Below are 20711 nucleotides of genomic sequence, written 5' to 3'. Positions count from 1 at the left end.
CGAATCCAAGGAGCCGCCATGACCCAAGTTGAGCACGACGTTGACGCCTTAAAAGACTGGGATAAAACCCACGTCTGGCATCATCTGACCCCCGGCCAATCAGCCGCCGCCGGTCTGCCCATGTTCGTGCGCGGCGAAGGTTTGCGCCTTTGGGACAGCGACGGCAACGAATATCTGGACGCTTCCGCCGGTGGCGTCTGGGTCACCAATGTCGGTTATGGCCGTACCGAAATCGCCGAGGCGGTTTATCGCCAGTTGACCGAACTGAATTATTTCGCCGGTTCCATGGCGAGCAAACCAGCCGCTGCCTTTGCCGAAAAATTAATCAGCAAGATGCCCGGCATGAGCCGGGTCTACTATTCCAGTTCCGGTTCGGAAGCCAACGAAAAAGCCTTCAAGATGGTGCGCCAGATTGCGCATAAACATCATGGCGGCAAGAAGCACAAAATTCTCTACCGTGAGCGTGATTATCACGGCACCACCATCGCCGCGCTCAGCGCCACCGGCCAGAGTGAACGACGCGATCACTTCGGGCCTTTTGTGCCAGGCTTTGTGGAATTCCCGCACTGCTGCGAATACCGCAACCAGTTTGGCGACGTCGATAACTATGGAGAACGCGCTGCCGCCGCCATGGAAGACGTGATACTGCGCGAGGGTGCCGATACCGTTGGCGCGGTTATCATTGAACCGATTACCGCCGGCGGCGGCATCATCCCGCCACCGGAAGGTTATTTAAAGCGGGTGCGCGAGATTTGCGATCAATATGACGTGCTGCTGATCATCGACGAAGTGGTGTGTGGTCTCGGCCGCACGGGTGCCTGGTTCGGTTACCAGCACTACGACATCACACCTGATATCGTCACCATGGCCAAAGGCGTCGCTTCCGGTTACGCCGCTATTTCCTGCACCGTGACCACCGAAGGCGTCTATCAGTTATTGCAGGAAGCGCCCGATGATAATCTGGGTTACTTCCGCGATATCTCCACCTTCGGCGGTTGCCTCTCGTCGCAGGCGGCGGCGCTGGCCAACCTGGAAATCATTGAGCGCGAAGCCCTGGTTGAGAACAGCGCGCGCCAGGGTGAACGGCTACTGGCGGGCTTACAAAAGCTGGCACAAAAACATCCGCTGATTGGTGATGTGCGCGGTAAAGGTTTGTTTGCCGGTCTGGAGTTAGTCACCGACCGACGCGCCAAAACACCCGCTGACGAAAGCATTCCTATGGCCATTGTTGCCCGTTGCAAACAACTGGGACTGCTGATCGGCCGCACCAACCGCAGCCTGACCGGGTTCAACAACACCCTGAATTTCAGCCCGGCGCTCACCGCCACTGATCTAGACATCGACACCCTGGTGAATACACTCGATCAGGCGCTGACCGAAATCAGCGACACACTATAATTTCTTGGAACTTCGAGAAGCGGCAAGGATGCCGTCACACCATTGCAAAGACAGACTGCATTGGGCAATCTCGCGACTTGAACATAGTAAGGAAACTGCATGACTCACTCCTCTATTGCTCTGTATCGTTCTCTGTGTCTGGCTGTGTTGTGCAGCCTCTTGTTAACTGCCTGCAGTTCCATGCCGCAAGGTTTATCCGCCACCGGACCGGTTCGGGCCGCCGAGAATGTCGATTTCTTCTACGACCAGACGTATCGCCAAAGCGATGGCGACGAAGTCGTCAACCAGCAAGTTATGGATGAAATTCTAGCGCTGATCGACAGCGCCGAATCCATGCTGGTGCTGGATATGTTCCTGTACAACGACTTCGCCGGTGAGACCGCTTATCGCCCACTATCAAACGAATTGACGACAGCATTAGTCCGCGCCAAAGAACGTCATCCTGACATGCCCGTGGTGCTGATCACCGACCCGTTCAACACCCTCTACGGTGGCATGGAATCGCCCTACTTCGATCGCCTGGAAGCGGCCGGCGTGGATGTAGTAACCACCGACCTTGCAAAGTTACCGGTGTCCAACCGCAGCTGGACCACATTGTGGACCCTATGCTGCCGTTTCGTGGGCAATAGCAGCCGGGGCGGCTGGCTGCCCAACCCGGTCGGACCCGGAAAAGTGACGCTGCGTTCCTACCTGCACTTGCTGAACTTCCGCGCCAACCATCGCAAAACACTGGTGGTAAATACCGGCACCGAATGGCGCGCTCTGGTGACGTCAATGAATCCCCACGATGCCAGCAGCCGTCACGACAACAACGCCGTTACCTTCACCGGTCCGGCCGCGCTGGATTTACTGCAAACCGAACGCGCTGCCGCCCTGATGTCCGGCTTTGAGGCCGCCGAGAACTGGCCTGAGGCACCGCCTGTCGCGGATGAGCTGGATGCCGACGCCGACTTCAGGGTGCAGGTACTGACCGAAGGCGCGATTGAAACCGGGCTGTTGACGCTGATCGACTCATCCGATGAAGGTGATCAGATCGATCTGGAAATGTTCTACCTGGCATCACGGCCGGTGATCAAAGCGCTGATCCGGGCCCATGAACGCGGCGTCGAACTGCGCGTCATTCTCGATCCCAACCGGGATGCCTTTGGCCGCGAGAAAAACGGCATTCCCAATCGCCAGACTGCCTGGGATTTGCATGACGAAGGCATCGCCGTGCGCTGGTGCGCCACCGAGGGCGAGCAATGTCACCGCAAGTGGATTCGTCTGGATCGGGCCAATGGTGAAACCCAGGTCATCACCGGCTCTGCCAACTTCACCCGACGCAACCTCCATAACCTCAATATGGAGACCAGCGTGCTGATAACGGTAGGCTCCGATCACCCGGAAGTGATCGCCATGCGTAACGATTTTGACCGTTCCTGGAGCAACCCCGACGACAGCGTCTTCAGTCTCGACTACGCCGAGTTCTCTGATCACAGCCGCTGGCGTTATGGCATGTACCGGTTTATGGAAGTGACGGGAATGTCGACGTTTTAAAGAAAAAGCAGCCTGATGGCTGCTTTTTTTGACAGTGACTCGTGCTAAATCTCGTACTACATAGAGTTGCCTGCGAGTGCTGGCATTTACTGGCACAGAGGTTTTCCAAGCGCCGCCGTGAACGCCATGGCAGTCGGGGCTGCTAGATAAAGCCGGGCCGGCAAAAACCTAACGACCCGGTTCGCCACAGCGAACAGCAACACCCGCAGCAAAAACAATGCAACAATTAAGCAAGATGCTCACCCGCCATGGCGACGCCATCTCGACTGGGCAACGTCAGTAGTACCAGCAAAAAAATAACACCCAGCGGCACTAACACCACAAACAGCCAGTTCAGTGACCAGCCGGTATCACGCAACCGCCGCACGACAGCGGCAATAAAGGGTAAAAAGATAAACAGGCCCTAGACGATGGCCATCCAGGGCTGATGCGGCGCTCGCAGTTGTAAGATCAACAACAAAAAGCTGACCGGGCAATGCACTGCTACAAATGTCCAAAATTGCACTCGATTACAGCCGAAATTCGTCCAGACGATTCAATATAGCCCGACACTGCTATGGATGATGACCGTGCTGCAGAGATCATGGCCCGGGTAGAGAACACCTTGGTTGAACACCGTTTACACCTGGAGCATCAACTAACGCTGGCTAGCCTGGCGCGGAAATCGGGTATCCCCAGCCGAATGATTTCAACGGCTGTTAATCGGGTTTATCAACAGAATATTTCGCAGTGGGTGAATCGCTTTCGTATCGAACACGCCCAGCAATTATTAACCACAACTCAGTTGCCAATTACCGAAATTTTTCTGGAGTCCGGTTTTCAAACCAAGTCCAACTTTCATCGCGAATTCTCGCGATTAGTGGGCCGCATGCCCTCGACTTATCGCGAAAGGATACTCAACCCCGACAGCATGGCATGCTGAATCAATAAGCCTCTTATTCTGGCTCTGTTGAGGGCTCATCCGAATCGGCATCAGTGATCTGGTCTGCCTGGCGCAACTGAGTTCGCCACAGATCCGCATAGACACCCTGCTCAGCCAGCAATTGCTGATGCGAGCCCTGCTCAACCACCTGACCATCACGCAAAACCACAATGCGATCGGCATCGATGACGGTCGACAACCGATGTGCAATAACGATAGACGTGCGATTCCGGGAGACTTCATTCATGGCCGTCAAAATGGCTTGCTCGGCATGAGAGTCGAGCGCTGAAGTGGCTTCGTCGAACAGTAAGATTGGCGGATTCTTCAGCAATACCCGGGCGATGGCGATGCGCTGTTTTTCACCGCCGGAGACTTTCAGGCCCCGCTCGCCGACCCGGGTGTCGGCGCCATCGGGCAGATGAGCGATAAAGTTATCCAGATGCGCCATGCGGATGGCTTGCCAGACGTCGTCATCGCTGGCGTCCGGCCGTCCATAGCGGACGTTGTTGAACAAGGTATCGTTGAACAGCACCGTATCCTGTGGCACCACCCCGATGGCGGCGCGCAAGCTTGCCTGAGTGACCTCTTTTATCGGCTGACCGTCGATACGCACTGCGCCGGATTGCGGGTCGTAGAAGCGAAACAACAGCCGGCCAATGGTCGATTTTCCAGCACCGCTGCCACCGACCAGTGCGACTTTCTGGCCCGCTTCGATACGCAGATCCAAAGACTTCAAAATAGTGCGATCCGGATGGTAGCCAAAACTCACTGCATCAAACTCGATGGCGCCGCGCTTCACGTCCAAAGCCCTGGCATCGTCGGCATCGCGAATATGCACAGGACGCTTCAGCAGACCGAATAGATTTTCGATATCGGTGAGGGCGCGGCGAATTTCACGGTAAACAAAACCGAGAAAATTAAGCGGAATAAACAACTGAATCACATAGGCGTTGACCATCACCAGATCACCGATGGTGATCTTGCCGGCAACCACGTCGCCTGCGGCCAGCCACATCATCCAGGTCAAGGCCGCCGAAACAATCAACGCCTGGCCGGTGTTGAGCATCAGCAATGACATGCGGTTTTTCAGCCGCGCATTCTCCCAGTCGGCCAGATTGCGATCGTAATTCTGGGCTTCCCAGGCTTCGTTGCCGAAGTACTTAACCGTTTCGTAATTAAGCAGCGAGTCGATGGCGCGGGTATTGGCCTGACTATCCAGCGTATTGGCCTCGCGCACATAGCGGTTGCGCCATTCAGTAGTAGCAATGGTGAAGCCGACATAGATCAATACCGAAAACAGCGTGATCACGGCAAACCAGACATCGAAATTGATGATCAGGATGCCCGCCACCAGCGCCAGTTCCAGCAGCGTCGGGACGATATTGAACACCAGGAAACGCAACAGAAAGTGCACGCCGTTGGTGCCGCGCTCAATATCGCGACTCAGCCCACCGGTCTGGCGCGACAAATGAAAATCCAGCTCTAACTTATGCAGATGCTCGAAGACTTCCAGCGATGCCTGGCGCATGGCGCGTTCGGTAACGCGGGAGAACACCGCATCGCGTAATTCCCCAAAGGCGACTGAGGTAAAGCGGAAGAAACCATAGGCCAGTAAAAAGGCGACCGGAATCGCCAGCATCTGAGCGCTGTCGTTATCCAGACCATCAACGATGTGTTTCAGCGCCCAGGGCATGGCAACGGTGACGCCTTTGGCCGCGACCAGGAAGATCAGCGCCACCAGCACCCGACCCCGCCAGGCCCATAAATAAGGCCAAAGAGACCGGGCGATAAACCTCAGATCCAGCTGGTTCAGCGGTTTGCTGGTACTCGATCGATCGCGCTTCATGACTTCTCCACGATAGGATTAAGCAAATCCGCCTGAGGCGAATGTGCCGGAAACGCTTCGGCCCCTGCCGCTTCGACCCCTGCCGCACTCGATGGAGCTTCAGCTGGCAGGGTCGTACCCGCCGCCGCTGCACCTCGCCCAGCCCAACCGAAACAGTTGATTACAGCCCGCCACTGCGGTGACAAATCAGCGAAGATAACGGTATAAACACCGGAAACTGGATGTTCGAACCCCAGCTGCATGGCCCGCAACATCAGGCCATCGTAAGGCAAATGCGCTTTAGCCCAGCGGTTTTGATGACGATCACCGTAACGGGTATCGCCCAGAATAGGATGGCGCAGGTGTTTCAGGTGACGGCGGATCTGGTGCTTACGTCCGGTCTGCGGCTGGCACTCAAGCAAGCTAAAACGCGCCTGCGGATAGCGGCTGACCGGCGTATCCAAGGCACTGATGCCGAGGCGACGAAAGCCGGTACGCGCCGGCTGAGCTTCTTTATCTGTCCGCGCCTGCCGATCAGCAATGGCATCCAGCTCTTCTTTTAACGGGTAATCGCAGTCGATTGATTGATCGGTAAAACCACGGGCGATGGCCCAGTAAGTTTTGCTGACGCGCCGCTCATGAAAGGCATTGGCCAGCGTGCGTGCTACGGCATCAGTGCGGGCAATCAGTACCACACCCGAGGTTGGGCGATCGAGACGATGGATAGTATGGACTTTAGCGCCCTGCCAATAGCGCTTAACGCGACCGGCCAGGGTGTCGGTTTCAGCCTTGTCCAGCCAACTGGGGTGCATCAGCAGACCGGCGGGTTTATCGACCGCCAGCAAATAGTCATCTTCATAGAGGATGCTCAGTTCAGACATCCTCGTCCTCATCGGCCAACTCGGTGCGCACCGTTGCGCCGCATTTCAGGCACTGACCTTCAATATAGATACGGCCGTTCAGTTCATACTCCTGTGGCTCGGTCATTCCCAGATCCAGCGCCTGGCAGTCGTTACACCAGGTGTTTTCCAGAAAGGCTTGCTGCTCCTGGGGGTCACGCTGATAGAAATCGCGTTCGATCGGCTCACCGCTCATCTTGTCTCCGCTGTTGTTATCTAGGCTGTTCGCAAAGGCCGGCATTATAACGACCCTAAACTAGGACTGTCGCGGATGCCGCCACAGATGGCTATAATGCGCGCCCATTTTCACCGAACCAGACTGCCATGCAATTGCCCAGCTTTCTCGCCTTCGAAGTCACCGATGAAGAACAGGGTTACCCCTACGCTGCTGCCTGGACCTTGCCCAGCGGCCAGTACAAGGCCGTCCTGCTGCAACCGGAAGACGACTGGCTGATCGACTGGGACAGTGGCCAGCTCAGCGGTGGCGCACCACCGCTGGAAGACCTGCGTGAACGCGGTGAAACCGTACTCGATGTTTTAAAAGAATGGGCCAATGACTTCGAACAGGGCGAGGTCTACTGCGAAGACCCAGCCATGGCTCAGTATTGCCTGGATCTGATGCACGATGCTTACGGCCGTGAAATGAGTGTCGAGGTGGTGCCAGTGTCGGTTGCCTTCGAAGATTTCGATCCGCTCGATGTGGAAGATCAGCGCCGCTTTATTATGGAAACCGAAGATCTGACCGCCATTCACGCTGAGGACGTCGCCCGCACCTTTGTGCATCTGTACGCCCGCATTCATGGCATCAGCGCTGAAGATATCGAACTGGAAACGCTGGTGCAGCCAGCGGACGACGGTGAGCTCGAAGACGAAGATGCCGACGGCCGCGCCGAGCGCTGAACCAATGGCACCGTTACAGGCTGAGCACGTCCTTGATAAAGGGAATGGTCAAGCGGCGCTGCTCAGCCAGCGAGCGTTCATCGAGCTGCTCAAAGGCCTCAACCAGCGTCGCCATTGAGCGCGCAACGCGATTAATCAGAAAAGCCGCCACGTCTTCCTCTAACGCCAAACCACGGCGCCGGGCTTTCCACACCAACCAATCAAGCTTCTGTTCATCGCTGAGCGGCTGCACCTGAAAGGTCAGTCCCCAACTAAGACGTGAACGCAGATCAGGCAGCTCGATGGGTTGTTGCAACGGACTGGCATGGCTGGTGACCAGCAATAACTTGCCACTGTCGCGCAGCCGGTTGAACAGATGAAAGACCGCCTCTTGCCATTCTGGCTGGCCGGCAATCAGATCGATGTCATCCAGCGCCACCACATCCATATCATCCAGCCCTTCCAGCGCCTGCAGGCCGTAGTCCAGGCAGTCCGCCATGGGCAGATAGATAACCGTCAGCCCCTGCCCTTGCAGTTCGTGCACGCTGGCCTGCAGCAAATGACTGAGGCCGGAACCGGGAGCGCCCCAGAGATAGATCAGCGTATCGTCGAGCCGCGCCAACGCATGGCGCAAAGCGCCCAAGGTCTGCGCATTGTCGCCAGGGAGAAAGTCATCAAAGACGGCGTGTTCGCGAAAGGTCACGCCCAGCGGCAGTTGCCCGACCGTCATCAGCTGTCCTCCTGGCGCATACTTTCATCAATGGCATCGACCGGATCGCTCGCTTCCGTTAGCACCGGAGTGGTACCAGCAAGCGTCTTGTTATCGTCGAACCCGGCCCAAAGCGCCGCCAATAAAGCTATGGCGAGCACGACTCCGACCAGACCCAAGGCGGCAACACCAAAAATGAGCGTAACGCCAACCAGCAGCAGCGATGCAGGTCTGGTCCGTGCCCAGGCCGGTCCGCGCTGCGCCAGGCTGAACATCCCGGCTTCAATCACGGCGACCACTGCCAGCAGGCCATACATCAAGGGTGAAGGCCCCGACAACCAAACTACAGCCACGGCCAGCACCAGCGGCAAGGTTGGCAGCAAGGCAGCAAGACCCAGCAGTACCGCCAGCAGCCACCAGACCTCGATACCCATCAACCAAAACACCAGACTGAACAGCAGCAGGCGCCCGCCCAGTTGCAGCATCAGCACCAGCAAAACACCCCGAAGATGCTCTGCCCAATGCTGATAGCGCGACAAGAAGCTGGAACGGTGCCGGTTCAACCAGGCGGACACTGAGTGGGAACCTACCCAGCCAAGCACAAAACCCGCGGGTAACAGTAGCAGCCAGGCCAGGAAAGCCAGACTGACCACCACTGCGCGAGCGAGCAGCCAATCAAGCCAGGCCAGATCCACCGAGACCAGCAACGCATCGGCGCGCGCACTTTGTTTAACCAGCAGTGGCCAGGCGCCATACACAGCGGCAAGGACCAGCAAAGCGCCTAAACCAGCGCAAGCCATACCCTGCAGTGCGAATACCGGTTGATCGGAACGGCCGGTGCGCAACGCCACCGCCACCAAGAGCCCGGCCAGCAGCGGCGTTGCCACGGGCGCGGCCAATACCGCCAGGAAGATCAGCGCCAGCAGTAAAATGACCGCAGTCAAACGATCGATGGGATTCCAGGTCGGCGTCGACATAGCTTCTATCCAAGGTCTAACAATTACGGGCCAGGGCCTTAAAAGTTATTGGCGTTGGCCACCCACTGATACAGCAGCTCGGTATCATCGCGGCTGTCGACCGACACATCATCGTACTGAGACAGACGATCATCGAGCGCCAAAATATCGCGCAACTGGCCTTCACTGCCGCTGATTTCCAGATCAAAACGCACCGCATCCGGCTCGACCTGACGCAGGGTCACACGGGTGATCAGATTCTGCGATTGCAGATAACGCTCCACCTCAGCCAGAGTCGCCAGGTTGTCGACGGCGGTAATGCGCAGCGACAACTGACCGGCCAGCGTCGGATCCAGAACCACCGCATATTGGTTGGCCAGACGGATCGACATCTGGTCGACCAGCGCTTCCATCAGCCGCGAGCGACTGCTGGCGCTGACCTGATAACGGCGGCGTTCATCCTGCAGGCGATAAACAAAGTTGGCCTGATATTCATTGCCCTGACGCGATAACCGACCGATCAAGACGGCATCGGGCTGATAACGTTCGGAGGCGGTCTCGAGGTTATCGACGAACAGGCCGTACACATCGGTGAAGTCGACGTTCAGGGTGTCATCCAGATCCATGATCGGCAGCGTCAGCGGGATACCGCGTTCGCGCGAATAGTCTTTGAGTCGTTGGGCTGAAGAACCCTGTTCGCTGTCGGCCAGGATGTGATCGCCACCTTCCAGACGATCCGCCAGCCAAACCAGGGTCACCGGGCGCTTATTGCCCCAAACCGGCAGGCTGTTGTCGATCAACAATTGCTCGACCGCACCGCGATCGAATTGCATGACCATCAACTTGGTCGGTACTGACTCGCCCAGGACATTGGTTAGAGTGACGTCGCTGCGTTCAAAGCGGAAGGTGGAAAGAAAACGATTGGGAGATTCCACCGCCGCCGCTATGGGTTCAAGCTCGGTCACACTGTCGTTACCGGTGGCCCGGATCAACACTCGGCTGAGGGCTTCGGCAACGGCCTCGTCCTGATCATCCTGACCGGCATTCTGGGCCAGCACGGCTTGTTCGGAATAGAGGTCCAGGGTTCGGGCGGACCAGGCTGGCGCCACCAGACAGGCCAGCAATAGAGCAAGCAGAATTCGCACAGACATCTTCGTCTTCTCAACTTGGCAAAGAGCGCTATTGTGACAGAGGACGATGAGAAAATCAGGCACCAGGCCACACCACCTGCCTGCTTATTGCACGACCATCAGGCCAGTTGATGCTGCCGACTGGACATCACCTTTTGCAACGCAATGAAGATAAACAGCAACAACCCGATGACGATCTTGGTCCACCAGCTACTCAGGCTGCCATCGAAGGAGATGTAGGTCTGCACCACCCCCATGATCAGTACGCCAAAGAGGGTGCCAATGACATAACCCCGGCCGCCGCTGAGCAGAGTCCCGCCGATCACCACCGCTGCGATGGCATCCAGCTCCACCCCCACCGCTGCCAATGAATAGCCGGAGAAGGTATAGAAACTGAAAACGATACCGGACAGCGCCGCCAGGAAGGAATTCAGCGCATATACCCCGATAATGGTGCTCGCCATCGGCACACCCATCAAGGCGGCCGAGTGCGCATCGCCACCGATGGCATAGACGCGACCACCAAAACGACTGAAGTTAGCCAGTCCAATCGCCAACACCAGCACCACCAGGCTGATGATGGTGCTGGTATCGAGCCAGGCATTACCCGGCAGACTGAAACCGGCCATGGCGATAGTGTCGTAGAACGGATGATTGATCGGCAGCGATTCCGAGCTGATGACCTGCGCCAGACCGCGGGCAAAGAACATCCCCGCCAGCGTCACAATAAACGCCTGCAACCGATAAAAATGGATGATGGCGCCCATGGTGGCACCGAACAAGGTCCCGAAACCAAGCACCAGGATAAAGGCCGGAATCGGATGCCAGCCAAAGTGGGTCAATAACACGCTGATCATGACACCACTCAAGGCGATGGTAGAACCCACCGACAGATCAATGCCGCCAGAGAGGATGACGAAGGTCATACCCACAGCGGTAATGAGCAGGAAGGCGTTGTCGGTCAGCAGGTTGACAAAGACCCGCAGCGTGCCGAAGTTTTCAAACTGGATAGCGCCGGTCGAGAACATCAACAGAAACAACGCCAGGGTAACGAATAACGGAAAAAACTTATGACGCGTCATGCCGATCTCCAGGTCTGGCGCAACAAGGTCATCTGCCGATGGAACTGAGGCGATTGCAGCAACAGAATAATGATGATCGCCGCAGCCTTGATCAGCAGATTAAATTTGGGCGGAACACCGCTGATGATGATGGTGATGCTCAACGCCTGAATAATCAGCGCGCCGATGATCGACAACAGGATGGAAAAGCGGCCGCCCATTAAGCTGGCGCCGCCAATGACCACCGCCAGGATGGCATCGAGCTCGAGCCAGAGACCGACGTTATTGGCGTCGCTGCCGGCAATGTCGGCCGTGGCGATCATGCCGGCAAAGGCCGCACACAGACCGGAAATGCAATACACCATCAACTTAACCAAACGCTGGTTAATACCGACGTACTGACTGGCGCGGCTATTACAACCCACCGCCTCAACGAATAGACCCAGAGCCGTACGGCGCATCAGCAATTGCAGCAAGACAAACACCAGCACCACGATAATGATCGGAAACGGCAGGCCAAACAGATGACCGGAACCGAGGAAGCCAAACGCCTGATGGTGAAAAGTGACGATCTGACCGGCGTTGATCAACTGCGCCACGCCACGACCGGCCACCATAAGAATCAAGGTCGCAACGATTGGCTGGATGCCGAGAAAACCGACCAGCATGCCGTTAAGCAGGCCGCCGGCAATACCGGCAAGCAGACCACCGGCCACGATCACCACCACATTGTCGACGCCGCTGACGATCAAACCCGCAGCCACCGCCCCGGCAATGGCCATCACCGAGCCGACCGACAGATCCACACCGCCAGTGGCGATTACCAGCGTCATGCCAATGGCCAGTAAAGCCACTGGCGCCGCGCGGTTTACGACATCGATCAAGCTGCCATAGAGGCGCCCGTCGATGATATCGATATGAAAGAACTCCGGTGTCACCACCAGATTGACCAGCAGCAAGGCCGCCAGTCCGGCCAGCGGCCAGATATAGCGCCGGGCATCGGCGCTGAGATTCAGTAAAGTCATGATCAGCTCAGCCTTCGGCTAGGGACTGCAAAATGCGTTCTTGAGTGACATCGGCGCCACTGACTTCGGCGGCCTTACGACGATCCGTCAGTACCACCACCCGATCGGAAAATTCCACCAGTTCGTCCAGCTCGGACGAAGCCACCAACAAGCCCAAACCATCGCGACACAATTGGCGAATCAGTTGGATGATTTCAGCATGGGCGCCAACGTCGATACCGCGCGTCGGCTCATCGAGCAACAACAAGCTGGGCTTGGCGGCCAGCCAGCGTGCCAAAATCACCTTTTGCTGGTTACCGCCACTGAGTTGGTCGATGGGTTTGTCGATGTCGGAAGTGGCGATGTTCAACGCCTTAACGTATTCCTCGGCAAGGGCTTTCTGCCGCGCCATGGGAATGTAACGCCACCAGCCACGCTTGCTTTGCAGCGCCATAATGATGTTTTCGCGAATCGACATCGGACCAAAGATGCCATCGCGCTTACGGTCTTCTGGGCACAAACCGATACCCGCCAGCACCGCCTGACGAGTGCTGCGAAACTTCGCCGGACTGCCACAGACATCGCGCTGGCCGCTGGCTAGATGATCCAGACCGAATACCAGCCGACACACTTCGGTGCGGCCAGAACCCAGCAAACCTGCCAAACCCACTACTTCACCGGCACCAACGCTCAAATCCATCGGTTCCAGTTCAGTACTGCTGGCTTGGGTCAATTTCAGCAGACCACCGGCATCGGCCGCAGCGCTCGGCTTATGGGGCGCGCTGAGCGATTGGCTCAACTCTTTGCCCAGCATATGGCTGACCAGGTCGTGCTTGCTCAGTTTGGCGGCCTCGAACTCGCCGACCAGACTGCCATTACGCAACACGGTAATGCGGTCGCAAACGGCATAAACCTGATCAAGAAAATGGGTCACAAAGACAATGCCAATACCCCGTTCACGCAAGGAGCGCATGATATTGAAGAGGGTTTTTACTTCATCGGAATCGAGACTGGCGGTAGGTTCGTCGAGCACCAGAACCTGGGCTGACATGGACACACCACGCGCAATGGCGACCAATTGCTGAACGGCCACCGAGTATTGCGACACCGGCACGGTAACGTCGATATCCAGATCGTAATCGGTCAGTAGATCGCGCGCCTGGCGATAGAGCGTGCGCCAGTCGATCAGTCCCCAGCGTTTGGGTTCACGCCCCAAAAACAGATTCTGGGCAACCGATAAATTCGGTACCAGATTGACCTCCTGATAGACCGTGCTGATACCCAGAGCCTGGGCGTCACCGGTACTGGTCGGATGAATCAATTGGCCATTGAGATGGATGTCACCGGCATCGCGGCGATACACCCCGGTCATCACTTTGATCAGTGTCGACTTGCCCGCGCCGTTCTCACCCAACAAAGCATGAATCTCGCCTGCTCTGAGTTTGAAATCGACACCATTCAGCGCTTTGACACCGGGAAAGGTCTTCACCACACCCTGCAGCGATAAAACCAGATTTTCGTTATCCATAGTCGCACTATGTTCGCCCTGCGTGACCGGCGATCACGCGGGCGAACTCACCTTCTTTTATTGTTGTTGATGGCGATATTAGTCGGGCTTAGTTGCCCATGCGGCGATTGTACTCGTCGAGGTAGTTATCCTGAGTAAAGATGCGACCTTCCATCATGATCCACTTGTCGAAATCGCGCTTGCCATCCATATACTCTTCAACGGCATCGAACACCGGCTCACCCAGGTGCGGGCTCAGCTCAACAGACACGTTGGCTTTGCCTTCGTGCAGCGCGACAAAGATGTCATCCACAGCGTCAACAGAAACCACCAGAATGTCTTCACCCGGGTTCAGACCGGCTTCTTCCATGGCCTGAATCGCACCGAGTGCCATCTCATCGTTGTGTGCCCAAACCGCACAGATGTCATCCGGATCTTCGGCTTTGAGCATGGCTTCCATCACCGTTTTACCTTCAGTACGGGTGAAGTTAGCGGTCTGAGTACGGATGATGCTCGCATTCGGGTAATCGGCAATCACTTCGCCAAAGCCCGCCATGCGATCAAGCGCAGCACTGGAACCCACGGTGCCCTGCAGTTCGATGATGTTGCAGTTGCCGTTGGTTTCGTCCATCAGCCAGTTAGCAGCGGCACGGCCTTCGTTGGAGAAGTCGGCGGCGATGCGGGTAACGTAGAGACTGTCGTCGCCGAGATCGACGTTACGGTCAACGATAAAGACGGGAATGCCAGCGCGGCGAGCTTCCATAAAGACTGGACGCCAGCCGGTTTCAACCACCGGTGCGACGACGATGGCATCGACACCCTGAGCGATAAAGCTACGGATGGCCTTGATCTGGTTTTCCTGTTTTTGCTGAGCATCAGAAAAACGCAGGTCGATACCGCGCTCTTCGGCTTCAGCAATCATGGATTCGGAAAATGCTGTGCGCCAGCCGCTCTCAGAACCGACCTGAGAAAAGCCAACGGTTAAGGCAGCAGCGTACTGTGAGAGGGTAAGGAGCGAAGTTAGGGCAAGGCCCAGGACGGTCTTTTTCATGGTTAGCCTCAATTCTATTTTATTGTTGTTGGTGCGACGTACGGCTCAAACAAATCGCTCGAAAAATATATAATATAATATTTTATATTACAAATTTGATTGACCAATAAACGTCCGTTTCGATCAAGCCAAGGAAGTCGAGCCAAGTTGACCGGATGGTCAAGCTGTTTCCCGGCGTCGGGCCTGCTACAATCCGCGCGCCTAGCCACCGCCCGCCGACGGAGCCATAGAATGACGGACGCGCCCAAATCCCTCAGTTACAAAGATGCAGGTGTCGATATCGACGCCGGTAATGCCCTGGTTGAACGCATTAAAGACACGGTTAAATCGACCCGTCGCCCCGAAGTCATCGGTGGTCTGGGTGGCTTTGGCGCGCTGACACGAATCCCCAGCCATTACCGCAAGCCGGTCCTGGTGTCCGGTACCGACGGCGTTGGCACCAAACTGCGTCTGGCCATGGATCTGGATCGACACGACCAGATCGGTATCGACCTGGTCGCCATGTGCGTCAACGACCTCATTGTCTGCGGTGCCGAGCCGCTGTTCTTCCTCGATTACTACGCCACGGGCAAGCTGTCAGTCGACATCGCTGCCCAGGTGGTTGAAGGCATTGGCGAAGGTTGCCGCCAGGCCAACTGCGCCCTGGTCGGTGGCGAAACCGCTGAGATGCCGGGCATGTATCAGGGCGAAGACTATGATCTGGCCGGGTTTTGCGTCGGCGTTGCCGAAGAAGACAAGCTCATCGACGGTACCTCGGTGCGCCCGGGCGACAAGGTGATTGGTCTGCCCTCTTCCGGCCCGCATTCCAATGGCTACTCGCTGATTCGTAAGGTACTGGAAGTCTCCGGTGCCGATTTGCAGCAAAGCCTGGGTGAGCAAACGCTGGCCGATGCCTTGATGGCGCCAACGCGTATCTACGTTAAACCGGTACTGCAATTGCTGGCACAGCATCAGGTCGGCGCTATCTCGCACATCACCGGTGGCGGCTTCTATGAAAACCTGCCACGCGTACTGCCGGATTCACTCGCCATTCGCATCGATACCAGCAGTTGGCAACGGCCGCCAGTGTTCGACTGGCTGCAGCAAGCGGGCAACATCAGTAACCGGGAAATGGCGCGGACCTTTAACTGTGGCATTGGTCTGGTATTGGTTGTGGCCGCGAATCAAACCGACAACGCTCTGGACATTCTGCACGCTGCCGGCGAAAAACCGCTGGTCATTGGTCAGATCGAAAGCCGTCGCAACGAAGCAGTTATTCTGGATGGTCCGCTGGCGTGACCCGACTGGTTGTTTTGATCAGTGGCGGCGGCAGCAACCTGCAGACCTTGCTCGATGGCTGTGGCAACGGCGACATCCCCGCTGACGTGGTCGCTGTCATCGCCAACAAGGCCGACGCCTTCGGCCTGCAGCGGGCGCAGCAAGCCGGTGTCGCAACCGAGGTGATCGATCATCGTGACTTTGCCGACCGCGAAAGCTTCGACGCGGCTCTCGCCGAGCGCATCGATCAGTATCAGCCAGACCTGATTGCCCTGGCCGGTTTTATGCGCATTCTGACCGCCGGCTTTGTACAGCGTTATCAGGGACGTATGCTCAATATTCACCCGTCCCTGCTGCCCAAATACCCTGGCTTGCACACCCACCAGCGCGCCCTGGATGCCGGTGATAACGAAGCTGGCGCCACGGTTCATTTTGTCACCGCCGAGCTCGATGGTGGTCCGCCCATCGCCCAGGCGAGTGTGCCCATTAAAGCCGGCGATACTGCCAGTGATCTGGCCAAACGCGTATTGGCCCAGGAACACCGACTCTATCCGAGCGTGGTTCGATGGTTTGCCGAAAATCGTTTGACGTTGGTCAACAATCAGGCACTTCTCGACGGAGCCCCCCTTCCCAACACCGGTCGTCTGCTGGATACTGCCAATCATGAAGAACCTTAAACGATTCAGTCTGTCCGCACTGCTGTTTCTGCCGTTAACCACCCTGGCAGAACCTCTCGTCCCATTCGAAGCCGAAATAGAAGTTACCCGCTATGGCCTGGTCGATATCAGCGCCGACGGTCACATTCGCTTGCAGCAAAACGACGCGGGAGAATGGCACTATCAACTCTATGCCGAAACGCGCGGCATTCATCTGCGCGAAGACAGCTGGACCACCGAAGTCGATGGCGATATCCGGCCGCTGCGCTATAGCTCCGACACCAAGGTTTTATGGTCGCGGGAACGCCAACATCTGACCTTCGACCATCTGGCACAACGCGTGGTTGGTGAAGTCGACGGTGAAGACGTCAATGAGCCTGTCAGCAGCAGTGTTTACGATGCGCTGGGCTACCAACTGGTGCTACAGCAACGTCTGAAAGCGGGCGTGCGTGAGATGGAATTCGATGTCTTCCGTGAAGACGAAGTCGACGATTTTGCCTTCCGTGTGGTCGGCGAAGAGCGTCTGCGCATTGCCGGCGGCAGCGTCGATACCTTGATCATTGATCAGACCGCGCCACTGCGCCGCAAAGAACGCAAACGCATCTGGATTGCGCCAGAGCTGGGCTTTGTCCCACTGCGCTTTACCCGCGAAGAAGACGGCAAGATACGCGAAGAATTCCGTGTTACCGGCCTGATACTCGACGGCGAGCGCATCCACTTTAATTGATCTGGGTTAACTTCTTAATTGACCTGGGTTAACTACGCGGTTGCTTAAGGCCGGTATAGTAAGGCTTGTGAAGTCAGACAAGGAGCCGCTATGAAAGTCGCCGTTTTCAGCAGTAAAGCCTACGACCAACATTCGCTGGACGCCGCCAACCAGGGCCGGCATGAATTCAACTACCTTGAAGCGCACCTGACCCCACAGACCGCCGCCCTCAGCCAGGGCCACACAGCGGTCTGCTGCTTCGTGAACGATACCGTTGATGCCGACACCCTGAGCGAACTGCACCGCCAGGGCGTGGAGCTGATTGCACTGCGTTGTGCCGGCTTTAACAACGTCGATCTGGCCGCCGCGCAGAAACTGGGTATTCGTGTCGCCCGGGTACCGGAATATTCGCCCTATGCGGTCGCTGAACACGCTGTCGCTTTGATTCTGGGCTTGAATCGCAACACCCACCGCGCCTTTAACCGGGTACGCGAAAACGATTATTCACTGCACGGCCTGCTCGGTTTCGATCTGCACAATAAAACCATCGGCGTCATTGGCACCGGCAAGATCGGCGCCGCCTTTATGCGCATCATGACCGGTTTCGGTTGTCGGGTGATCTGCAGCGATCCTTACGTTAATCCAGAGGTCGAAAAAGCCGGCGCGGTTTATGTGCCGCTGGAACAACTCTGGGCTGAAAGCGATGTCATCTCACTGCATTGCCCGCTGATGCCCGCTACCCGCCATCTGATCAACGCCGATACCCTGGCACAGATGAAGGACGGCGTGATGATCATCAACACCAGCCGCGGCGCTCTGATAGAAACCAAGGACGTTATCGAAGCCCTGAAATCCGGCAAGGTGGGTTATCTGGGATTGGATGTTTACGAAGAAGAAGCGGATCTTTTCTTTGAAGATAATTCCGACACCATCCTGCGCGACGACATCTTCGCCCGCCTACTGACCTTCCGCAATGTGCTGGTCACCGGTCACCAGGCGTTCTTCACCAAGGAAGCGCTGGCGGCCATTGCCGATGTCACCCTGGGCAACCTGGATGCGTTCGACAAAGGCGACTTCGACAAGATGCACGAAGTCTCGGTTTAGGTTCTCTGGACTAGATTCTCTGGACTAGGTTCTCTGAACAATAAAATAAGCGTGCAGTTCCGGATACTGATCGACTTCGAAGTGACGTATCCGGCACGGCAGCTGACTGAACAATTGCCAGAAACCATTCACTCCCAGTGACGAATACGAAACCTCCGGCCCCATAAAGTCGTCCCTATGCTCGCCCGCTTCATCCGTTGCGCCACAACTGAAAAGCAACACCCCGCCCGGCTCCAGTGCATTCACCAACTTCGTCAACACCGGCTTCTGCTCGCTCAGTGGAATATGCCAGATGCTGTCCCAGGCGGTGATAAAGTCATAGCGCTTCGGTAATTGCCACTGGCAAATATCCTGATGATAAAAGCTCAGTTGCGGATGCTTTTGCTGCGCCAGTTCAATCATTTGGCCTGAGACATCAACGCCCTCCGGGGTAAAACCTTCACTTTGCAACCAGTCGATAAACCGACCGGTGCAACCGCAGCCCACATCAAGCGCCGCACCTCGCCCCTCGACAAAGCCCAAAGCTCGACGGTGTGCAGCCATGCCATTGTCACGATTAAAGTCGTCGCGTCGCCAGAGGTGAGTAATACCGTCGTAAGCCTGACCAATCTGCTCCGGTGTCATTCGCCCACTCCGTAACGCATGCCATCGACCAATAAGCTGACCATGCGTCGGGCCGTATCCAAACGATCTTCTTTCGCAGACAAGCAAAGGTTTCCAACCGCGCGCAATAGTTCATCAGGATCAACATCGTCGCGCACCTCACCGGCGGTAATGGCCGCATCCAAAAGACTTTGCAGTGCCGGGCGCAAATGCGCATCGAAGTATGCAGGCAATGCACTATAGGCAGGATCGCCCGAATGCAAAGCGGCCGCCAGACCACGCTTGGTGACAATAAAATCAGCGTAACGCTGCAGCCAATGCGCCAGCGCATCGGCGGGTTCATATTGTTGCGCCAACTCGGGTGCCGCTGCAGCACAAGCATCGACCTGACGCTGAAATACCGCGACGATCAAATCTGATCGTTGCGGAAAGCGACGGTACAGGGTAGCCACTCCGACCCCTGCGCGCTGGGCAATTTCCCGTACCGGCGCATCGACACCCGATTCGGCAAACACCGCCAAAGCGGCCGTCAAAATAGCCTCCAGACTGCGCTTGGCATCGGCCCGCATGGGCGTCTTTGCTGGCCCGCTGAACTCCGACTGACTCACAACGTCCCTCCTTCCTGATGCCTGCCATTCTGCCAAAATACGGAACGTTGATCCATTTATTTGCAAAACGGAACTTTGATCCATATTATTCGGAACAATGATCCGCTTATAACCCAGAGGAAAAAATATGACTACCCAGAAAATTGCACTCGTCACCGGTGCCAACAAAGGCATCGGCCGCCAGATCGCAGTGGAGTTGATCGAGCATGGCTTTATCGCGCTGATTGGCGCGCGTGATCTGAGTAAAGGACAACAAACGGCACAAGAGCTGGGGCCACAGGCTCAGGCGATTCAACTAGACGTTACTGATGCGGCTTCCATCGAAGCCGCCAAACAGCAGATCGCCAAAACCTATGGCCAGCTTGATGTGCTGGTGAACAATGCGGGCATTGCTCATGCCGGCACGGGCAGCTTATCGCTGGAAGAAATCACCCAGGCAGCCAAACCAAGCATGGCGTCCATTAACGACGTCAGGCAGATGTTTGAGACCAACGTCTTCGGTGCCTTTGCGGTCACCCAGGCAATGCTGCCCTTGCTGCGTCAGGCGCCGGCGGCGCGCATCGTTATGGTCTCCAGCGGTGCGGGTTCCCTCAGCGCTCATGCCGATCCGAACTTTCCGATGCGAGCGCATTTTGGCGCCCTCTATGGACCCTCAAAAACAGCGCTCAATGCCTTCACTCTGGCCTTTGCTATTGAGCTCGAAGACAGCGGCATTAAAGTCAACGCGGCCAACCCGGGCCCTACTGCGACTGAGTTTAATAACTTCTATGGCAACAGGACCGTCAAAGAGGGCGCGGCCGAAGCAGTGCGCCTGGCATTACTGGATGACGATGGCCCGACCGGCACCTTTTCAGGCTTCACCTTCACGGGTGAAAACGGACCGAACCCTTGGTAGGGATC

At 56.6% G+C, this 20711-nt stretch carries 22 protein-coding genes; 9 read left to right on the top strand and 13 right to left on the bottom strand.

The features are described 5' to 3' along the window. Positions 1–18: 18 nt before the first annotated feature. Positions 19–1398, top strand: coding sequence for an aminotransferase family protein (locus ACXAE6_RS13455; RefSeq protein WP_475149113.1), 1380 nt, complete (start codon positions 19–21; stop codon positions 1396–1398). Positions 1399–1497: 99 nt separating this feature from the next. Then, entirely contained in the window at positions 1498–2934 is a 1437-nt protein-coding gene (locus ACXAE6_RS13450) for a phospholipase D-like domain-containing protein (RefSeq protein WP_475149109.1), read from the top strand. A 226-nt stretch (positions 2935–3160) separates the two neighbouring features. Here the strand turns inward: ACXAE6_RS13450 and ACXAE6_RS13445 are convergent, their stop codons facing one another. Continuing rightward, a complete protein-coding gene (locus ACXAE6_RS13445) occupies positions 3161–3328 on the bottom strand; it encodes a DUF805 domain-containing protein (protein ID WP_475151754.1) in 168 nt (55 codons plus the stop codon). Between the two features lie 162 nt (positions 3329–3490). Between ACXAE6_RS13445 and ACXAE6_RS13440 the strand changes: the two genes are divergently transcribed. Continuing rightward, positions 3491–3856 carry a helix-turn-helix domain-containing protein gene (locus ACXAE6_RS13440; protein WP_475149103.1) on the top strand — a complete coding sequence of 122 codons (366 nt, stop codon included), beginning with the start codon at positions 3491–3493 and terminating at the stop codon, positions 3854–3856. A 13-nt stretch (positions 3857–3869) separates the two neighbouring features. Here the strand turns inward: ACXAE6_RS13440 and ACXAE6_RS13435 are convergent, their stop codons facing one another. The 3 genes from ACXAE6_RS13435 to ACXAE6_RS13425 are packed head-to-tail and all read right to left on the bottom strand — an operon-like array spanning position 3870 to position 6776. Then, the gene (locus tag ACXAE6_RS13435) at positions 3870–5702 is read right to left on the bottom strand and encodes an ABCB family ABC transporter ATP-binding protein/permease (RefSeq protein WP_475149097.1); all 1833 of its coding nucleotides are present in this window, start codon (positions 5700–5702) and stop codon (positions 3870–3872) included. Further along, positions 5699–6562, bottom strand: coding sequence for a pseudouridine synthase (locus tag ACXAE6_RS13430; RefSeq protein WP_475149094.1), 864 nt, complete (start codon positions 6560–6562; stop codon positions 5699–5701). The genes ACXAE6_RS13435 and ACXAE6_RS13430 overlap by 4 nt, the downstream gene beginning before the upstream one ends. Beyond that, complete coding sequence (locus ACXAE6_RS13425; protein ID WP_475149090.1) at positions 6555–6776, bottom strand: hypothetical protein; 222 nt, start codon at positions 6774–6776, stop codon at positions 6555–6557. Before ACXAE6_RS13425 ends, ACXAE6_RS13430 begins: the two co-directional genes overlap by 8 nt. A 128-nt stretch (positions 6777–6904) precedes the next feature. On the opposite strand from ACXAE6_RS13425, the gene ACXAE6_RS13420 reads away from it, so the two are divergent. Further along, positions 6905–7480: a hypothetical protein gene (locus tag ACXAE6_RS13420; RefSeq protein ID WP_475149083.1), complete on the top strand. Its 576-nt coding sequence runs from the start codon at positions 6905–6907 to the stop codon at positions 7478–7480. Between the two features lie 13 nt (positions 7481–7493). Here the strand turns inward: ACXAE6_RS13420 and hda are convergent, their stop codons facing one another. The 7 genes from hda to ACXAE6_RS13385 form a co-directional block, all read right to left on the bottom strand. Beyond that, positions 7494–8189 (bottom strand): DnaA regulatory inactivator Hda, encoded by a 696-nt coding sequence (gene hda, locus ACXAE6_RS13415; RefSeq protein ID WP_475149077.1) that lies wholly within the window; start codon positions 8187–8189, stop codon positions 7494–7496. After that, entirely contained in the window at positions 8189–9145 is a 957-nt protein-coding gene (locus ACXAE6_RS13410) for a hypothetical protein (protein WP_475149073.1), read from the bottom strand. The genes hda and ACXAE6_RS13410 overlap by 1 nt, the downstream gene beginning before the upstream one ends. A 38-nt stretch (positions 9146–9183) precedes the next feature. After that, positions 9184–10275: a DUF2066 domain-containing protein gene (locus ACXAE6_RS13405; protein ID WP_475149070.1), complete on the bottom strand. Its 1092-nt coding sequence runs from the start codon at positions 10273–10275 to the stop codon at positions 9184–9186. A 98-nt stretch (positions 10276–10373) separates the two neighbouring features. Next, positions 10374–11336, bottom strand: coding sequence for a galactofuranose ABC transporter, permease protein YjfF (gene yjfF / locus ACXAE6_RS13400; protein ID WP_475149068.1), 963 nt, complete (start codon positions 11334–11336; stop codon positions 10374–10376). After that, the gene (locus tag ACXAE6_RS13395; RefSeq protein ID WP_475149065.1) at positions 11333–12340 is read right to left on the bottom strand and encodes an ABC transporter permease; all 1008 of its coding nucleotides are present in this window, start codon (positions 12338–12340) and stop codon (positions 11333–11335) included. The genes yjfF and ACXAE6_RS13395 overlap by 4 nt, the downstream gene beginning before the upstream one ends. 7 nt (positions 12341–12347) lie before the next feature. Then, entirely contained in the window at positions 12348–13847 is a 1500-nt protein-coding gene (locus ACXAE6_RS13390) for a sugar ABC transporter ATP-binding protein (protein WP_475149062.1), read from the bottom strand. Positions 13848–13935: 88 nt separating this feature from the next. Next, positions 13936–14877 carry an ABC transporter substrate-binding protein gene (locus ACXAE6_RS13385; protein WP_475149058.1) on the bottom strand — a complete coding sequence of 314 codons (942 nt, stop codon included), beginning with the start codon at positions 14875–14877 and terminating at the stop codon, positions 13936–13938. Positions 14878–15108: 231 nt separating this feature from the next. On the opposite strand from ACXAE6_RS13385, the gene purM reads away from it, so the two are divergent. The 4 genes from purM (at position 15109) to ACXAE6_RS13365 (ending at position 18600) form a co-directional block, all read left to right on the top strand. Continuing rightward, the gene (gene purM / locus ACXAE6_RS13380) at positions 15109–16155 is read left to right on the top strand and encodes a phosphoribosylformylglycinamidine cyclo-ligase (RefSeq protein WP_475149056.1); all 1047 of its coding nucleotides are present in this window, start codon (positions 15109–15111) and stop codon (positions 16153–16155) included. Next, positions 16152–16811, top strand: a complete 660-nt coding sequence (purN, locus tag ACXAE6_RS13375) for a phosphoribosylglycinamide formyltransferase (RefSeq protein WP_475149054.1) — start codon at positions 16152–16154, stop codon at positions 16809–16811. Before purM ends, purN begins: the two co-directional genes overlap by 4 nt. Next, positions 16798–17517 carry a DUF3108 domain-containing protein gene (locus tag ACXAE6_RS13370; protein WP_475149052.1) on the top strand — a complete coding sequence of 240 codons (720 nt, stop codon included), beginning with the start codon at positions 16798–16800 and terminating at the stop codon, positions 17515–17517. The genes purN and ACXAE6_RS13370 overlap by 14 nt, the downstream gene beginning before the upstream one ends. 90 nt (positions 17518–17607) lie before the next feature. Further along, positions 17608–18600 (top strand): 2-hydroxyacid dehydrogenase, encoded by a 993-nt coding sequence (locus ACXAE6_RS13365; protein WP_475149048.1) that lies wholly within the window; start codon positions 17608–17610, stop codon positions 18598–18600. 24 nt (positions 18601–18624) lie between these two features. Here ACXAE6_RS13365 and ACXAE6_RS13360 read toward each other — a convergent pair whose 3' ends face one another. Then, the gene (locus ACXAE6_RS13360; protein WP_475149046.1) at positions 18625–19224 is read right to left on the bottom strand and encodes a class I SAM-dependent methyltransferase; all 600 of its coding nucleotides are present in this window, start codon (positions 19222–19224) and stop codon (positions 18625–18627) included. Next, the gene (locus ACXAE6_RS13355) at positions 19221–19811 is read right to left on the bottom strand and encodes a TetR/AcrR family transcriptional regulator (protein WP_475149044.1); all 591 of its coding nucleotides are present in this window, start codon (positions 19809–19811) and stop codon (positions 19221–19223) included. Before ACXAE6_RS13355 ends, ACXAE6_RS13360 begins: the two co-directional genes overlap by 4 nt. A gap of 127 nt (positions 19812–19938) precedes the next feature. On the opposite strand from ACXAE6_RS13355, the gene ACXAE6_RS13350 reads away from it, so the two are divergent. Beyond that, positions 19939–20706, top strand: a complete 768-nt coding sequence (locus tag ACXAE6_RS13350; protein WP_475149042.1) for an SDR family NAD(P)-dependent oxidoreductase — start codon at positions 19939–19941, stop codon at positions 20704–20706. Positions 20707–20711 lie beyond the last annotated feature (5 nt).

The sequence above is a fragment of the Saccharospirillum sp. ABV4_185 genome (assembly GCF_056159245.1).
The sequence above is the reverse complement of the archived record's forward strand: the minus strand, read 5'-3'. Positions and strand labels throughout refer to the sequence as shown.

Bases quoted from the DNA above. Each gene is read 5' to 3' on its own strand.
- ACXAE6_RS13455 (WP_475149113.1), top strand. From the start codon at position 19: ATGACCCAAGTTGAGCACGACGTTGACGCCTTAAAAGACTGGGATAAA.
- ACXAE6_RS13450 (WP_475149109.1), top strand. From the start codon at position 1,498: ATGACTCACTCCTCTATTGCTCTGTATCGTTCTCTGTGTCTGGCTGTG.
- ACXAE6_RS13440 (WP_475149103.1), top strand. From the start codon at position 3,491: ATGGATGATGACCGTGCTGCAGAGATCATGGCCCGGGTAGAGAACACC.
- ACXAE6_RS13435 (WP_475149097.1), bottom strand. From the start codon at position 5,702: ATGAAGCGCGATCGATCGAGTACCAGCAAACCGCTGAACCAGCTGGAT.
- ACXAE6_RS13430 (WP_475149094.1), bottom strand. From the start codon at position 6,562: ATGTCTGAACTGAGCATCCTCTATGAAGATGACTATTTGCTGGCGGTC.
- ACXAE6_RS13425 (WP_475149090.1), bottom strand. From the start codon at position 6,776: ATGAGCGGTGAGCCGATCGAACGCGATTTCTATCAGCGTGACCCCCAG.
- ACXAE6_RS13420 (WP_475149083.1), top strand. From the start codon at position 6,905: ATGCAATTGCCCAGCTTTCTCGCCTTCGAAGTCACCGATGAAGAACAG.
- hda (WP_475149077.1), bottom strand. From the start codon at position 8,189: ATGACGGTCGGGCAACTGCCGCTGGGCGTGACCTTTCGCGAACACGCC.
- ACXAE6_RS13410 (WP_475149073.1), bottom strand. From the start codon at position 9,145: ATGTCGACGCCGACCTGGAATCCCATCGATCGTTTGACTGCGGTCATT.
- ACXAE6_RS13405 (WP_475149070.1), bottom strand. From the start codon at position 10,275: ATGTCTGTGCGAATTCTGCTTGCTCTATTGCTGGCCTGTCTGGTGGCG.
- yjfF (WP_475149068.1), bottom strand. From the start codon at position 11,336: ATGACGCGTCATAAGTTTTTTCCGTTATTCGTTACCCTGGCGTTGTTT.
- ACXAE6_RS13395 (WP_475149065.1), bottom strand. From the start codon at position 12,340: ATGACTTTACTGAATCTCAGCGCCGATGCCCGGCGCTATATCTGGCCG.
- ACXAE6_RS13390 (WP_475149062.1), bottom strand. From the start codon at position 13,847: ATGGATAACGAAAATCTGGTTTTATCGCTGCAGGGTGTGGTGAAGACC.
- ACXAE6_RS13385 (WP_475149058.1), bottom strand. From the start codon at position 14,877: ATGAAAAAGACCGTCCTGGGCCTTGCCCTAACTTCGCTCCTTACCCTC.
- purM (WP_475149056.1), top strand. From the start codon at position 15,109: ATGACGGACGCGCCCAAATCCCTCAGTTACAAAGATGCAGGTGTCGAT.
- ACXAE6_RS13370 (WP_475149052.1), top strand. From the start codon at position 16,798: ATGAAGAACCTTAAACGATTCAGTCTGTCCGCACTGCTGTTTCTGCCG.
- ACXAE6_RS13365 (WP_475149048.1), top strand. From the start codon at position 17,608: ATGAAAGTCGCCGTTTTCAGCAGTAAAGCCTACGACCAACATTCGCTG.
- ACXAE6_RS13360 (WP_475149046.1), bottom strand. From the start codon at position 19,224: ATGACACCGGAGCAGATTGGTCAGGCTTACGACGGTATTACTCACCTC.
- ACXAE6_RS13350 (WP_475149042.1), top strand. From the start codon at position 19,939: ATGACTACCCAGAAAATTGCACTCGTCACCGGTGCCAACAAAGGCATC.